The 14123-nt window shown below is 67.6% G+C and carries 15 protein-coding genes; 3 read left to right on the top strand and 12 right to left on the bottom strand.

The genetic code is table 11. The features are described 5' to 3' along the window. The 5 genes from LQK81_RS07975 to LQK81_RS07955 form a co-directional block, all read right to left on the bottom strand. Positions 1–1029 (bottom strand): zinc-binding dehydrogenase, encoded by a 1029-nt coding sequence (locus LQK81_RS07975; protein ID WP_230805130.1) that lies wholly within the window; start codon positions 1027–1029, stop codon positions 1–3. Between the two features lie 261 nt (positions 1030–1290). Next, complete coding sequence (locus LQK81_RS07970; RefSeq protein ID WP_230805129.1) at positions 1291–2577, bottom strand: beta-ketoacyl-ACP synthase; 1287 nt, start codon at positions 2575–2577, stop codon at positions 1291–1293. Between the two features lie 12 nt (positions 2578–2589). Then, a complete protein-coding gene (locus LQK81_RS07965) occupies positions 2590–3792 on the bottom strand; it encodes a beta-ketoacyl-ACP synthase (protein WP_230805128.1) in 1203 nt (400 codons plus the stop codon). Next, entirely contained in the window at positions 3789–4295 is a 507-nt protein-coding gene (locus LQK81_RS07960) for a 3-hydroxyacyl-ACP dehydratase FabZ family protein (protein WP_230805126.1), read from the bottom strand. Before LQK81_RS07960 ends, LQK81_RS07965 begins: the two co-directional genes overlap by 4 nt. Positions 4296–4425: 130 nt before the next feature. Continuing rightward, positions 4426–4704, bottom strand: a complete 279-nt coding sequence (locus LQK81_RS07955) for an acyl carrier protein (protein WP_112599500.1) — start codon at positions 4702–4704, stop codon at positions 4426–4428. A 334-nt stretch (positions 4705–5038) separates the two neighbouring features. On the opposite strand from LQK81_RS07955, the gene LQK81_RS07950 reads away from it, so the two are divergent. Further along, positions 5039–5764, top strand: a complete 726-nt coding sequence (locus LQK81_RS07950; RefSeq protein ID WP_230805124.1) for a Crp/Fnr family transcriptional regulator — start codon at positions 5039–5041, stop codon at positions 5762–5764. Between the two features lie 90 nt (positions 5765–5854). Here LQK81_RS07950 and LQK81_RS07945 read toward each other — a convergent pair whose 3' ends face one another. Then, a complete protein-coding gene (locus tag LQK81_RS07945; RefSeq protein WP_230805122.1) occupies positions 5855–6610 on the bottom strand; it encodes an SDR family NAD(P)-dependent oxidoreductase in 756 nt (251 codons plus the stop codon). Positions 6611–6758: 148 nt separating this feature from the next. On the opposite strand from LQK81_RS07945, the gene LQK81_RS07940 reads away from it, so the two are divergent. Continuing rightward, complete coding sequence (locus LQK81_RS07940) at positions 6759–7373, top strand: TetR/AcrR family transcriptional regulator (RefSeq protein ID WP_230805120.1); 615 nt, start codon at positions 6759–6761, stop codon at positions 7371–7373. A gap of 267 nt (positions 7374–7640) precedes the next feature. Here the strand turns inward: LQK81_RS07940 and cbiB are convergent, their stop codons facing one another. From cbiB to LQK81_RS07915, 5 genes are read right to left on the bottom strand one after another with little or no spacing between them, the layout of a single operon-like run. Beyond that, positions 7641–8621 carry an adenosylcobinamide-phosphate synthase CbiB gene (gene cbiB, locus LQK81_RS07935; RefSeq protein WP_230805118.1) on the bottom strand — a complete coding sequence of 327 codons (981 nt, stop codon included), beginning with the start codon at positions 8619–8621 and terminating at the stop codon, positions 7641–7643. Between the two features lie 16 nt (positions 8622–8637). Next, complete coding sequence (gene cobD, locus LQK81_RS07930) at positions 8638–9690, bottom strand: threonine-phosphate decarboxylase CobD (protein ID WP_230805116.1); 1053 nt, start codon at positions 9688–9690, stop codon at positions 8638–8640. After that, positions 9687–10994: a cobyrinate a,c-diamide synthase gene (locus LQK81_RS07925; protein WP_230805105.1), complete on the bottom strand. Its 1308-nt coding sequence runs from the start codon at positions 10992–10994 to the stop codon at positions 9687–9689. Before LQK81_RS07925 ends, cobD begins: the two co-directional genes overlap by 4 nt. Then, positions 10991–11833 (bottom strand): uroporphyrinogen-III C-methyltransferase, encoded by an 843-nt coding sequence (gene cobA, locus LQK81_RS07920; protein ID WP_230805103.1) that lies wholly within the window; start codon positions 11831–11833, stop codon positions 10991–10993. Before cobA ends, LQK81_RS07925 begins: the two co-directional genes overlap by 4 nt. Continuing rightward, positions 11833–12309 (bottom strand): cobalamin biosynthesis protein, encoded by a 477-nt coding sequence (locus LQK81_RS07915; protein ID WP_230805101.1) that lies wholly within the window; start codon positions 12307–12309, stop codon positions 11833–11835. The genes cobA and LQK81_RS07915 overlap by 1 nt, the downstream gene beginning before the upstream one ends. Before the next feature lie 381 nt (positions 12310–12690). Here LQK81_RS07915 and LQK81_RS07910 point away from each other — a divergent pair, with 381 nt between their 5' ends. Continuing rightward, positions 12691–13476: a TSUP family transporter gene (locus LQK81_RS07910; RefSeq protein WP_230805099.1), complete on the top strand. Its 786-nt coding sequence runs from the start codon at positions 12691–12693 to the stop codon at positions 13474–13476. A 22-nt stretch (positions 13477–13498) separates the two neighbouring features. On the opposite strand, the gene cobO is transcribed toward LQK81_RS07910, so the two are convergent. Continuing rightward, positions 13499–14110, bottom strand: coding sequence for a cob(I)yrinic acid a,c-diamide adenosyltransferase (cobO, locus tag LQK81_RS07905; RefSeq protein WP_230805624.1), 612 nt, complete (start codon positions 14108–14110; stop codon positions 13499–13501). Positions 14111–14123 lie beyond the last annotated feature (13 nt).

The raw sequence follows: 14123 nt of genomic DNA, 5'->3' as shown, positions 1-14123 counted from the left end.
TCAGTCCAGCCTGAGCACGATCTTGCCGAAGATCTGGCGCGATTCCATCCGCTCCAGGGCGGTTGCGATCCCGTCGAAGGTCACCTCGGTATCGATCACCGGATGGACGATGCCGCGCGCCATCTTCTGCATGGCGTTGGCCATGTTCTCCATGCGGCAGCCGAAGGAGCCGAGCAGCTTCAGCTGCTGCTGGAACAGCATCATCAGGTTCATCTCGGTCGAAACGCCCGACGTCGAGCCGCAGGTGACGAGGCGGCCGCCGCGCTTCAGGCAGAGCATCGAGCCGGCCCAGGTGTCCTTGCCGACATGCTCGAAGACGACGTCTACGCCCTTCTTTTTCGTCAGCTTGCGCACGACACCCTCGAAGCGGTCCTCGCGATAGTTGATGACATGGTCGGCGCCGAGCGCCTTCGCCTTCTCGATCTTGTCGTTGGAGCCGACGGTGGTGATGACGGTGCAGCCGATCTTCTTGGCCAGCTGAATGGCCGCCGTGCCGATGCCCGAGCCGCCGGCATGGACGAGGATCGTCTCGCCCGGCTCGAGTTTCGCATTGTCGAACAGCATGTGCTCGACCGTGCCGAAGGTGACGGGCGCAAGGGCCGCAGCGACCGCATCGATGCCGGGCGGCGCGGGAACGAGCTGGCGGGCGGGGATGTTGATCTTTTCCTGCGCGAAGCCGTCGAGATGGAAGCCGTGCACGCCGCCGACGTGTTCGCAGAGGTTGTCGCGCCCCTCGCGGCAGGGCTTGCACAGCCCACAGATGCGCGCACCATAGACCGAGACCAGCTGCCCCGGCAGGACGTTTGCAACGCCCGGGCCGATCTGGTCGACGACGCCGGCGGCCTCCGCACCGATCACAAGCGGCATCTTGCGCTTGGCGAACGCCATGCCGCGCCAACCCCACACATCGATATGGTTCAGCGCCACCGCCTTGACGCGAAGCGTCACCTCGCCCGGACCGGGGGCTTCCGGCTCCGGAATGTCGGTCAGTTCGAGCTTGCGGTCGTCGAGTAGCTGCAATGCGCGCATTTTTCCGTCCTTCGCCGCAGTCGCGGCATGATGCTCATGGGCGGCGTCAGGTGGCACCGGCAGGCGCGGCCATCGCCGTCGTTCGGCGCCAACCGCCCGTTCGGCCGGCTACGCCGCGTTTCGGATCGTTCCTCTAGCGCATGCCCCAAAGAATCGGAACACCTTTTGCGAGAGAACGGCAGGCGGCACGGTCCCCTCGCACGTTCGCCCTCCGGTGTCAGCCCGAGGCGGACATCGGCCCGCCTCTCCGCTTCCGTTTCGTCAGGCCGGCTCCGCCGTCATCACCAGGCTGGCGTTCTGGCCGCCGAAACCGAAGGAATTCGACAGCACGGCCGAGACCTGCTTGTCGCGCTTCACGTTTGGCACGACGTCGAGAACGATGGTCGGGTCGGGGTTCTGGTAGTTGATCGTCGGCGGCAGCGTGCCGGTCAGCATCGTCTGCAGCGAGAACACCGCCTCGATCGCGCCGGCCGCCGTCAGCGTGTGACCGATCATCGACTTGTTGGAGGAGACCGGGATCTTCGCAAGCCCCTCCCCGAACACGGTCGACATGGAGAGATACTCCATCTTGTCGTTTTCCGGCGTCGAGGTGCCGTGGGCGTTGATGTAGCCGATGCCGTCCTCCGCGATGCCGGCATCCTCCAGCGCCGCCCGGATCGTCGCGATCGCCGGTCCGCCGTCCGGCGAAGACCGGGTGCGATGGAAATGGTCGGCCTTCTCGCCGCAGCCCTTCATGATGCCGAGCACGCGGGCGCCGCGGGCGATCGCCGATTCCAGCGATTCCAGCACCAGCGTCGCAGCCCCTTCCGCGATCACGAAGCCGTCGCGATCCTTGGTGAACGGCTTGGAGGCCTTCTGCGGCGGGTCGTTCTGGGTCGAGAGCGCCGACAGCAGCGCAAAGCGGATCAGCGCCTCGGCGGTGACCGAACCGTCGGTGCCGACGGTCAGCGCCCGCTCGGTGCGGCCTTGGCGGATCGCCTCGACGCCGAGCTGGATCGCGGTCGCACCGGAAGCACAAGCGGTCGACAGCGTCACCGGCAGGCCGCGCGTGCCGAAGCGGTCGGCAAGCCGCTCGGAGATCGCACCGAACAGCCAGGCCTCGTAGAGCGCCGGATCGGGCTTGTCGCGCAACACCGTCAGGAAGCGGTCATAGGCATCACCCGGGCGCTGCGAGGCCGGCGCGCGGTCGGCGAGCGCGAAGCGTGCGCTCCATTCCGGCTCGATCGGCGGTGCGGCCAGGAACAGCGGTCCGCCGAAATCACCCGACAGGCCAGCCTGCGCCAGCGCTTCCTCGGTCGTCTCGCGGGCGTAGAAATAGGAACGCTCGACCGGATTCTCGGCCGGCAGCTCGACGAAATCAACCGTGCCGGCGATCCGCGTGTTGAGCCCGTCGACGGGAAAGCGGCTGATGCCGTGAATGCCGGAAACGCCGCCCGAAAGCGCCGTCCAGTTGTCCTTCAACCCCTGGCCGAGCGAGGTGATGACGCCCATGCCGGTGACGGCGACGATCGGGCGTCCGAGATGATCCCTGTAGGCTGCCTTGGTCATGCGCCCGTCCTCTTACTTCTCTGCCTTCAGGATGGCGACGCCCTCGCCGCGGTGATGGCCGACCGTGGTGACGATCGCGGTCTCGGCGGCCCGGTCCATCCCGCTCTCACCCGCCGGATCGAAAGCCGGCACCTTCGCCCCGCTCGCAAGCGCGAGACCCGCGAGCGCGAGACCCAGCGGGAACTGGCTCTCCAGCGCATGGCCGGTCACGCCGGCATAACCGCGCACCGGAGCGTTCGGGAAGCGGCCTTCCAGCCAGGTCTTTTCGCGGGTCGACAGATCGTTGATGCCCGACGCGCCGGAGAAGACGACGGTTGCCCCGTCCTCGCCGCCCGCCCGCTCGGCGAGCGCATCGAGGCGGCGTTCCAGCCGCCCGTCGTCGCGGCTGCCGCGGTCGCCGCCGATATCCTCGATCGTGGCATAGATGCGCGCGCCGCGCGCCTCGGCATGCGCCCGCTGCTCCAGCACCAGGAAGGCGCCGGCCGAACCGGAAATGATGCCGCCGCCCGCCTCGGGATCGCGCGACCACAGCGGCGTCCAGCCGCCGGTCGCATGCGCGCCGAGCGCCTCGTAGAGCAGGATCACGTCCGGCCGCTCGGCAACGAAGCCGCCGCCGACGAGCGTATGCGTCGACTGGCCGGCGCGGATGCGCGAAAACGCCGTCTCGATGGCGCTGATGCCGGCGGCCTCCTCACCCATGAAGGTGCGCGAGGAGCCGGTGACCTTGTGCACGATCGAGATATTGCCGGCCATCAGGTTGGAGAGCTGGGCGAGAAACAGCGTCGGGCGCAGTTCGGTGGTCAGCTTCTCGTTCAGGAGCTGTTCGCGGTCGTTGCGCTTCAGCCCCTCGTCGACGATCAGGGAATCGACGTTGATGTCGCGCTCGCCGCCGCCGGCCGCCACGATCATGTCCATCGTGCCGCAGGCCTCGGCATCCTCCTTCAGCCCGGCATCGTCGAGCGCCAGGCCGGCGGTGAAGACGCCGAGCCGCTGCCAGTTCTCCATCTGCCGCTGGTCGCCGCGCTTGGCGATCTGCTGCGACCAGTCGATCTCCGGCATCGGATGGACCGGATAGGGCGAAAAGCGCTCCGCCTCGATCTTCAGTTCCGGGGCGCTCCCGGCCTTGAGCAGCGCGATATGCGGCTCGGTGCCGACACCCTGGCAGGTGACGATGCCGATGCCGGTAATGACGACGTCGTTCGGCGCCTTCGTCATGCGTCTGTTCCTCTTGAATTGCCCGTTGCGGCGCCTGATGCGGCAAGGGCGTCCACAAGGCCGAGTTCCTCGGCCCGCTTGCGCACGATATCGCCGAGCGGCGCTTCGCTGAACGGCACGGTGCGCAGCTTCAGTTGCGCGTCGCAGACCTTCTTTCCGCCGGACGTGATCCTCGCCTTGGTGACGGCGAAGCCCGAGCCGTCGTGCTCCAGCACCGCCTCGATGTCGAGCACGGCGTCGGGTTCGACGAAAGTGCGCATCTTGGCGCCGTCGACCGACATCAGGAACGGCATGGCGGCGAAGTTGGTGGCGGCAAGGACCAGAAAGCCCGAGGCCTGCGCCATCGTCTCGATCAGGAGCACGCCCGGAACCAGCGGCATGCCGGGAAAATGTCCTTCGAAGACCGGGCTTTTGGAAGGAACGACGGAGCGCGCCGTCAGCGTCTTGCGCTCGGCGTCCACCGTTTCCACCCGGTCGATCATCTGGAAATATTCAAGCAGCATCGAATACCTATCTTGCGGCCGGGTTACCTCGATGTAACCGGGGTCCGGAACGTGAAAGGCCTGCCAGGTCCGGCAGGCCGTCAGCGCCCGAAAACGGGATGCGGATGGCCGCGTGCTGCGGCCCCGGCCTTTACGCCTTGGCGGCGCGCAGTTCGTCGATCTTGGCGCAGAGGTTCTTCAGCACGAAGTATTCCTCGGTCGCCACCTTGCCTTCGTTGACGTCCTGCGTCCACTGTTCGAGCGGGATCTTGATGCCGAACTCCTTGTCGATCGCAAAGACGATGTCGAGGAAGTCGAGGCTGTCGATGCCGAGATCGTCGATCGTGTGGCTCTCGGGCTTGATGGTTTCGCGATCAATCTCGCTGGTTTCCGCGATGATGTCGGCAACCTTGTCAAATGTAGCTGTCACGCCAGTACCTCTTAAAATCCTTTGTTGCGCGATCCTATAAGTAAATTGGGCGGAATTGCCAATGGGCTGTTCCGGGCGCGCTGCAAATTGGCTGTGGCCTGTTGCCCGAACGTCGACCGCCTTGCACTTGCGGCAAAACTCTGCCGAAATCTGCAGCAGACGCATCGCGAATTGATTTCGATCAAGTCGAACCACCCGAATTCGACTTAACAATCGTCAATAGCAGCCCGAGTGGCAGCGAGGGCGGAAGAGGTAACAATGTCGCATTGTCTCCCTTTCGATTCTCGTCCACTGGTGAGCCATGGCAACTCGATGTCAGGAAAAGGCGATTTCGATGGACATGCAGCGCAGTGATATTCACAGCTCCGACGTTCCCGTCGTCTGCCGTGCCTGCGAGGCGCGCCACGGCGGCGCGTGCGGCGCGCTCTCGGCCCAGGAACTGGGGGAACTGAGCAAGCACTCCAGCCGCAGGCGCCTGCAGGCCGGCACCGAGGTCGTCGGCCAGGGCGAGGATTTGTCGACCTGCGCCAACATCATGCGCGGCGTCGTCAAGCTCACCCGGATGATGCCGGACGGCCGCCAGCAGATCGTCGGTCTCCAGTTCGCCCCCGATTTCCTCGGCCGCCCCTTCGCCGCCGAGAGCCCGCACAGCGCGGAAGCGGCGACGGATGCGGAGATCTGCACCTTCCCGCGCCACCTGCTGGAACGCATGGTGGCCCGCTCGCCGGATCTGGAACACCGGCTGCACCAGCAGGTGCTGAAGGAACTGGACGAGGCGCGCGACTGGATGCTGACGCTCGGCCGCAAGAACGCGCAGGAAAAGGTGGCAAGCTTCCTGTTCCTGATCGCCACGCACTATGATCCGGAAACCGTCGACGGCTCCGCCTTCGACCTGCCGCTGTCGCGCGCCGACATTGCCGATTTCCTCGGCCTGACGATCGAGACCGTCAGCCGCCAGTTCACCAAACTGCGCAAGGAAGGCGTCATCCGCATCGAGAACAACCGGCACGTCACGGTGCCCGACGTCGAGCGCCTGCAGCAGTTCGCCGGCATCGACTGAGCTGGCTGCGACGGCACGCCAGCCCAGATACGCTCGCCATCCCCCCAAGCGGTTCTGGCGGACGCCCTCGCGGGCGCCCGCCCTTGAGCGCTACACCTGCAGGCCGCCGGCCACGTCGATCACGCCGCCCGTGATGTAGCCGCCGTTCGGTCCCGCCAGGAAGCAGACGGTGGCCGACACCTCCTCGAGCGTCGCGATCCGGCGGATCGGATGCAGGTCCATGACCGCGTCGGGCAGCTTGTCGCGCACTTCGGCCGCCATGTCGGTCGGCATGATGCCGGGCTGGACGACGTTGACCGTGATGTTGCGTCCGCCGAGGTCGCGGGCGACGCCCCGCGCATATCCGGCGATGGCCGCCTTGGTTCCGGAATAGTCAGCGACGCCGGCGAACGGGACGCGGCTGCCCAGCAGGGAGCCGATGAAGATGATCCGGCCGCCGTCCGGCAGCACCGGCGCCGCCGCGCGCGTGGTCGCCACTGCGCCCATGACGTTGACCTGCCACTGGCGATCGAGATTGACCGTGTCGAGTTCGGGGTCGTCGACCGTCCTGCCCTGCACGGCGATCGCCGCATTGTTGACGAGGATGTCGAGCCTGCCGAAATGCGCCGCCACCGTCTCGACCAGCGGTTTGGCCGCCCCCATGTCCGCCTGGTCGCTGCGGATCGCGAGGGCCATGACCCCTTTCGCCTTCAGCTTCCCGACCACGGCTTCGGCCTTGTCGGCCGACGCGACGTAGCTGATCGCCACATCCGCCCCCTGGTCGGCAAGTGCCTCCGCCACGGCAGCGCCGAGCCCGCGCGAGCCTCCAGTCACGAGCGCGACCTTGCCTTTCAATATGTTCGACATGAGCGAATCCCTTCCATCGCCATCGGGCGCCGCTGCGAGCGATATGCCCGTTTTAATAATGATCGTTACGATAACGATCGGTATGAAATTTGACCCACATCGTCAAGTGGTTTAATAACGGTCATTATGAAAAGACGGGATCGGACATATGGGGCGTCATCGCGAATTTGACGTGGAGAAAGCGCTGGATGCCGCGCTGTGCGTCTTCTGGCGCAAGGGCTACGAGGGCGCCTCCTACACCGACCTGACCGAGGCCACGGGTGTGGAGCGACCCGCCCTCTATTCGGCATTCGGCAACAAGGAAGCGCTCTTCCGCCAGGCCCTGGATCGCTATTGCGAGCGGTACTTCGACTACCTGCCCGAAGCGCTCGACCGACCGACGGCCCGGGACGTCGCGGCGCGCATCCTCTACGGTGCGCTCGATCTCAACACCCGCTACCCCGATCACACCGGGTGCCTCGTCATCAACGGGGCGTTGGCCGGATCGGATGAGGCGGAACCCGTGCGACAGACATTGATAGAAGCACGCGCGGTCGCCGAGACGCAGCTTCGTGAACGCTTCGAACGGGCAAGGGCCGAAGGCGACCTGCCGCAGACGGCGAGGCCCGAGGCCCTTGCGGCATTCCTGATGGCCGTCACGCATGGCATGGCGGTTCAGGCCAAGGCCGGCTTCAGCCGCGACAGGCTGGAAGCCGTCGCCGAACAGGCGTTGTCCGCCTGGCCTGCCGGCAGTTCCGAGATTTCCGGGACCTCAAGAGCCTAGAGTCTGTCCGGGCTAGATTGCAGCATTCTGTTGGCTCAAACGGAGTCGGATGGTCGCCCGGCTGGCGCGTGTCGTAGCCCAAGCATACGGCCAAGCCAGCCGGGCGATCAGCCGGCCCGTTTCAGCCAACCCGAAGGGCCGGGCATCTTTCCGTAGGGATCAACGGCGATCGGCTCGGACAGACCCTGTGGTATGCCCTTCGCCAATCGCCGTTGCCCCAACGAAAACCTGCTCCGGCAGAATGCTGCAATCTAGCCCGGACAGACTCTAGACGATCGCCGCCAGGGCCGCACCGGCAAGTGCAAATAGCACCAGCGCATCGCAGGCGCGGTTGAACACCGCGATCCCGCGGCGGATATCGTCCGGCGTCGCGGCGGTGCGCCCGGCCGCGTTCATCATCGGCTCGTCCACCCGCACGCCGCCATAGACGCGCGGGCCGGCAAGCCCGAGCCCGAGCGCGCCCGCCATCGCCGCCTCCGGCCAGCCCGAATTGGGCGAGCGGTGCAGGCCGCTGTCGCGCAAGGCCAGGTCGAGCGCCGCCCGCGCCGCCCACCCGCCGATCGCCACCCGGGCGCCCAGGGCGATGAGCACGATGGAGAGCCGCGCCGCCGGCCAGTTGGCAAGGTCGTCAAGCCTGGCGGCGGCCCAGCCGAACTCCAGGTATTTCGCGTTCCGGTGGCCGATCATCGAATCGGCCGTGTTGAGCATCTTGTAGGCCAGCAGTCCCGGCAGCCCCAGCAGCGCATACCAGAGTGCGGGCGCCACGACGCCGTCGGAAAAGTTCTCCGCAAGGCTCTCGATCGCCGCCCGGCAGACCGCCGGTTCGTCCAGCGTCGCCGGATCGCGGCCGACGATCATCGACACCGCCCGCCGCCCGCCCGCGAGCCCGTCTTGCCGCAGCCCGTCCGCCACCGCGCCCACATGGTCGGCGAGGCTCTTCTGGGCAAGGAACAGCGCGACGACGGCCGCTTCGAGGACGAGCCCGGGCCAGCCGAGCAGGCCCAGAAGGCCGTGGATCACCGATCCGGCCAGCATGCTCGCGGCCAGGAGCGCGCCGATCGCCACCGCACCGTTGAAACGCCGCGTCTCCGGCGTCATCCGCTTGGCGTTGAACAACCGGTCGACGAAGGAGATGGCCCGCCCGAACACCACAACGGGATGCGGCAGCCGCTCCCAGAGCTTCGGCGGATCGCCGACGATGCGGTCGATCACCAGGGCGGCGGCGAGGACGATCAGCGTGAGGGTCATGGATGAAGCCCTTCGCTCAGGCGCCGGGCCGCGCGGGCACGCCGGCCAAAGCCGGGGCCGGGGCTTGGGTCAGGGCCTGTGTCAGGGCCTGGGCCAGGCGACGATCGGCGTTCTCATCCGGGGCAAGCCCGAAGCGCAGCCAGGTCCGCTCATAGGCGAACGGCCGCACGAGCACATGCTGCCGGCACAGCGCCTCGTGGACGTCCGCGGCCCGCGGATGCGAGACAAGCGAGAACAGCGCCGTTCCGCCGACGACATCGAGCCCGGCTTGCCGCAGCACCGTATCCAGCGCCACCTTGCGCTCCGCGATAGACTGCCGGATCGGCGCACAGTCGCCTGCCATCAGGCGCGTCGCTATCGTCAGGGCCGGCCCGGAGACCGCCCAGGGACCGAGCCACTCGGAAAAATCCGCCAGCAGACCCGCCTCGCCCAGGACGAAGCCCAGCCGCAGGCCGGCAAGGCCGAAGAACTTGCCGAAGGAACGGAACACCACCAGCCCCGGCGCGGCACCCGCATGGGCCGCAAGCGAAGCCCCGGGCACCATGTCGCCGAAAGCCTCGTCCACCACCAGCGTGCCGCCCGACCGCGCCAGCCGCTCGCGCGCAAGCAAGAGCTCCTCCGGCCGATGCAGGCGACCGTCGGGATTGTTGGGGTTGACCGCCACCACGAGCCCGTGGTCGTCACGGACACCGTCGAGCGTGCCGATTTCATCCACCGCGCATCCTGCCGCGCGCAGCACGCGCGCATATTCGCCGTAGGTCGGAGACAGGATGGCGACGCGCCGGCCCGCGGGCACCAGCCGCGGCAGCAACTGGATCGCCGCCTGCGTTCCAGGAACCGGCAGCGGCGGGCACCTGCCGGCGCCGTAGTAGCGGGCGGCCGCCTGCCGCGTCTCGTCGAGCCTTCCCCGATCCGGCAGGCGGTGCCAGGCAGCAGCGTCGACCGGCGGCAGCGCCACCGGCCGCGGATTGATGCCTGTGGACAGGTCCAGCCACTCCTCCGGCCGCCCGCCATGACGCTCGGCCGCCGCCGAAATGCCGCCGCCGTGCTGGATCGGCGCCTCGGTCATCGTCTCTCCTCCGCAAGGTCGATCACGTGCATGTAGGAGCCGGCGACGTTGTCCCGGCGCAGGCCCGCGACGCCGAGATCCTGCCCCGTCGCGTCAGCCACCGAGAACAGCCGATCCGCCTCGCCCTCGCGCGCCACGGTCGAATAGTGGAACTCATGCGCGGTCATCGCATGGCTGAAGCCCGACCCCGGAAGCGGGCTCAGCCGCCGGTAGCCGAGTTGGCGCCGGCGCTCAGAAAAACTGGTGACGAGCGGCAGCAGGCCGAGCATGCGGTGCCGGTTTCCCTCCGCATCGATCAGCCCCTCGCCCAGCACCATGTAGCCCCCGCATTCGCCGTAGATCCGCACGCCGCGCCCGGCCGCAGCGCGCAGGCCGTCACGGAAATGTCCGGCATCGGCCAGGCGGGCGCCGTGCAGTTCGGGATAACCGCCGGGCAGGAACACCGCATCGCACCCCGCCTGCGGCGCCTCGTCGGCGAGCGGCGAGAAAAAGGAGATCTCCGCGCCCTGCCCGGACCACCCGGCGAGCAAATGCGGGTAGATGAAGGCAAAGGCGTTGTCGCGGGCGACCGCGATGCGCCGGCCGAGCGGCGGCAGGCGCGCCACATCGCCCACGGCGGCCGACACCCCGCCCTGCCCGGCCATGGCCAGCAAAGCTTCAAGGTCGACGCTGCGGCGAACGGTCTCCGCTGCTCGCCCGACAAACGCCTCCAGCCCCGCATGCTCGCCGGCCTGCACCAGTCCGAGATGGCGCTCGGGAAGGGCCAGCGCGGGATCGTGCCGGATCGCGCCAAAGATGGCGATGCCCGCCTTCTCCAGCGCCGATCGCAGCATCGCCTCATGGCGCTCGCTGCCGACCTTGTTCAGGATCACGCCGCCGACGTGAACGTCGTCGCGGAAGCGGATATAGCCCTGCACGAGGGCGGCGACCGAGTGCGACAGCCGGCTGCAATCGACGACCAGCACCACGGGCAGTTCGAGCATCGCAGCGAGGTCGGCCGGCGCGCCGTTGCCGTCGGCGGCCCCGTCGAACAGCCCCATCATCGCCTCGACGAGGAGCAACCGGTCGCCGCGCTGCTGTCCAGCGGCATTGTCGACCATAAGGCCCGGCCGCATCGCCCAGGGATCGTAGTTCAGGCAGACCGACCGGGCGGCGGCAGTATGGAAGGCGGGATCGATGTAGTCGGGACCGGCCTTGCCCGGCGAGAGCGCGACGCCCGCGTCCGACAGTGCCCGCAGAAGGCCGAGCGTGACCGTCGTCTTGCCCGAGCCGGAAGCCGGGGCTGCGATCATCAGCCCGCTCATGCGGGGTCCTTCAGCGTGCGGGCGCCGAGCGGATCGGGCACCAGCACCCTGCCCTCGCGCAGCGCACCGAGCCAGTCGAGCGAGCCGCGCAGCCGGACGACCTCGCCGACCACGACGATCGCCGGCGGCTCCAGCCCGGCGGCCGCCGCGTCGGCTTCCGAACGCGAAAGCGTTGTCTCCAGCACGGCCTGCCCGGCGGTTGCGGCATTGCAGACAAAGGCCATGGGCTCGTCCGGCGAACGGCCGGCTGCGATCAGCTTTGCCGAAATCTGGCCGATGTGCTTCATCGCCATGTACATGACGATCACCGGCGAGCCGGCGGCGATCGCCGCCCAGTCGATGCGATCGGGCACGACGCCCGAGGAATCGTGCCCGGTCAGGAATGTCACCGCATGGTTCACCTCGCGATGCGTCACCGGGATCCCGGCATAGGCGAGCCCGCCGATGCCGGCGGTGATGCCCGGCACCACGCGGAAGGCGATCCTGTGCTCGACCAGCGTCAGCGCCTCCTCGCCGCCGCGGCCGAACACGAACGGGTCGCCCCCCTTCAGCCGCAGGACGCGCTTGCCGGCCCGTGCGAGTTCAACCAGTCGGAGCGAGATGTCGCGCTGCTTCGGCGAGGGCTTGCCGCCGCGCTTGCCGGCGAACTCGATCGCAGCGTCGGGCCTTACGAACCGCAGGCAATCGGCGTTGACGAGCGCGTCGTGCACGATGACGTCGGCCTGACGCAAGCCGTGCACGGCCAGCATCGTCAGCAGCCCGGCGTCGCCCGGACCGGCGCCGACGAGCCAGACGCTGCCGGGCTCCAGTTCGGGCAGGGAGGAAAACAGCGCATCCATCAGCCGGCCCTCACCCCAATCGAAGCGGCGGATTCATTGCCTGAGGAAACTTTCGCAATCGGTTGAAAAGATTCCGCGATCGCAGCGGTCGCATGCACAGAGCGCACCTTTGGCACGACCAGCCGCGCACCGGCGCCGGCCGCGGCAAGCGCTGCGGCCTCGGCAACGCCATGGCATCCGGTATGGCGGAAGACGATATCCGAGGGATTGGCGAGCCGCGGGGTCTCGGCCTCGAGCCTTGTTGCATCGAAGGTGCGGAACGGAACGTCGAAGTGCCGGGCCGCAGCCAGCATCGCCGGCTCCCCGGCCCGGGTATCGAGAGAGGCGATCAGCACCAGACGGCGATCCTGCCCGGCGGCGTGCAGCGCCTCCTCGGCCAGACCGATCACCTCAGCCGCAGCCGTTCCGCGCTCGCAGCCAAGACCCAGCACCAGCAAGCGTGTCGCACCGTCGTTCACCTGCACCGCCTGCGTCATCCCGCTGTCCTCGTTCCCCCTGGACATGCGCGGTGCGGGTGATCCGTCTCGGCAGCCCCGGATCTGGCCCCTTCGAAGGTCGGCCGCTCCAGGCACCTGTCCGGCCCGACAAAGGGGCACCGCCGCATGTCCGACCTGTTTACCGAAGCGGCATTTCCCGGTCAAACGGGTTTGCGCCGTCGGATGGAACGGAAGCGGCATGGTCGTGGAAATCGACCGCCAAAGAGGGGCGGCCGGTTGCGTGCCTGAGCCCCCCTGCGGAACGGACGACGCGCGGGCCGATGGCCACGGCTTTTCGCGCCCATCGCTTTCGGCTTTGCATTTGCCGGCCGGTTCTGACAAGGAGAGCCGTTCCTTTCTCCAGCCTGCCCGGACTCCCACGTGGTCGACGTCACACTGCAGATTCTTCTCCTCCTGTTCCTCGCAGCCTTTGTCGCCGGCTTCATCGATGCCATCGCCGGCGGCGGCGGCATGATCACGATCCCCGCCATGCTGATCGCCGGGATCCCGCCGCTGGAAGCGCTGGGCACCAACAAGCTGCAGTCGCTGTTCGGATCCGGCTCCGCCACGGTCGCCTATGCCGGCGCCGGCCATGTCGAGGTCCGGCGCCAATTGCCGATGGCCGCGCTGGCCGCGATCGGCGCGGCGTTCGGCGCAGCCCTCGCCACCGTCATCCCCGGCGAGGCGCTGCGGGCGGTCTTGCCCTTCCTGCTCCTCGGCATTGCGCTCTATTTCGCGCTGAAGCCGAGCATCGGCGACGTCGACAAGCATCGCCGCCTGTCGGAATTGGCCTTCACCCTGTCGGTAGTGCCGCTGATCGGCTTCTACGACGGCGTCTTCGGCCCCGGCACCGGCTCGTTCTTCATGCTCGCCTTTGTCTCGCTCGCAGGCTTCGGCATCCTCAAGGCGACGGCCAACACCAAGTTTCTGAACTTCGGCTCCAATGCCGGCGCCTTCGCCTTCTTCCTCGGCTATGGCGTCGTGCTCTGGAAGGTCGGAATCACCATGGGCATCGGCCAGTTCCTCGGCGCACAGGTCGGCTCCCGCTTCGCCATGCGAAAAGGCGCAAGGATCATCAAGCCGCTGCTGGTCGTCACCAGCATCGCGCTCGCGCTCCGCCTCCTGGCCGACCCCGCCAATCCGCTGCGCGCCTGGCTGGGCTTCTAGCCGGCCGGCATCGCGGGCCCGATCAGAATTCGACGCCGATCTGGGCCTTGATGCCGGAGCGGAACGGATGCTTGACGAGCTCCATCTCGGTGACGAGGTCGGCGATCTCGATCAGTTCGTCCTTGGCATTGCGCCCGGTCAGGACGACATGCGTCATGTGCGGCTTCTGCGCCTGCAGGAACGCCACGACCTCGTTGACGTCGATGTAGTCGTAGCGCAGCGCGATGTTGATCTCGTCGAGCAGCACCATCGAATTGCGCTCGTCGAGGATCAGTTCCTTCGCCTTCTCCCAGGCCTTCTGCGCCATGGCGACGTCGCGCGCCCGGTCCTGCGTCTCCCAGGTGAAGCCCTCGCCAAGCGTGTAAAACTGGCAGAGATCGGAGAAATGCGTCTCGATCAGCTCGCGCTCGCCGGTCTTCATCGCGCCCTTGATGAACTGCACGACGGCCGACGGCTTGCCATGGGCGATGTGCCGGAAGATCATGCCGAAGCCTGCGGTCGACTTGCCCTTGCCCTTGCCGGTATGGACGATGACCAGGCCCTTCTCGTCCGTCTTGGTGGCCATGATTTTCTCGCGGGCCTGCTTCTTCTTGGCCATCTTCTCCGAATGGCGCGCGAGTTCGGCCTCGGTCATGCCGGCCTCGTTG

Origin of the sequence: Rhizobium sp. GN54 (assembly GCF_021026345.1) — a bacterium.
Lineage (GTDB): Bacteria > Pseudomonadota > Alphaproteobacteria > Rhizobiales > Rhizobiaceae > Mycoplana.
The sequence above is the reverse complement of the archived record's forward strand: the minus strand, read 5'-3'. Positions and strand labels throughout refer to the sequence as shown.

Coding starts and splice junctions, on each gene's coding strand:
- cobA (WP_230805103.1), bottom strand. CDS start 11,833: ATGGATGCGCTGTTTTCCTCCCTGCCCGAACTGGAGCCCGGCAGCGTC.
- LQK81_RS07960 (WP_230805126.1), bottom strand. CDS start 4,295: ATGCTGCTTGAATATTTCCAGATGATCGACCGGGTGGAAACGGTGGAC.
- LQK81_RS07945 (WP_230805122.1), bottom strand. CDS start 6,610: ATGTCGAACATATTGAAAGGCAAGGTCGCGCTCGTGACTGGAGGCTCG.
- cobD (WP_230805116.1), bottom strand. CDS start 9,690: ATGACCGAGGCGCCGATCCAGCACGGCGGCGGCATTTCGGCGGCGGCC.
- LQK81_RS07915 (WP_230805101.1), bottom strand. CDS start 12,309: ATGACGCAGGCGGTGCAGGTGAACGACGGTGCGACACGCTTGCTGGTG.
- LQK81_RS07965 (WP_230805128.1), bottom strand. CDS start 3,792: ATGACGAAGGCGCCGAACGACGTCGTCATTACCGGCATCGGCATCGTC.
- LQK81_RS07975 (WP_230805130.1), bottom strand. CDS start 1,029: ATGCGCGCATTGCAGCTACTCGACGACCGCAAGCTCGAACTGACCGAC.
- LQK81_RS07940 (WP_230805120.1), top strand. CDS start 6,759: ATGGGGCGTCATCGCGAATTTGACGTGGAGAAAGCGCTGGATGCCGCG.
- LQK81_RS07950 (WP_230805124.1), top strand. CDS start 5,039: ATGGACATGCAGCGCAGTGATATTCACAGCTCCGACGTTCCCGTCGTC.
- LQK81_RS07925 (WP_230805105.1), bottom strand. CDS start 10,994: ATGAGCGGGCTGATGATCGCAGCCCCGGCTTCCGGCTCGGGCAAGACG.
- cobO (WP_230805624.1), bottom strand. CDS start 14,110: ATGACCGAGGCCGAACTCGCGCGCCATTCGGAGAAGATGGCCAAGAAG.
- LQK81_RS07970 (WP_230805129.1), bottom strand. CDS start 2,577: ATGACCAAGGCAGCCTACAGGGATCATCTCGGACGCCCGATCGTCGCC.
- cbiB (WP_230805118.1), bottom strand. CDS start 8,621: ATGACCCTCACGCTGATCGTCCTCGCCGCCGCCCTGGTGATCGACCGC.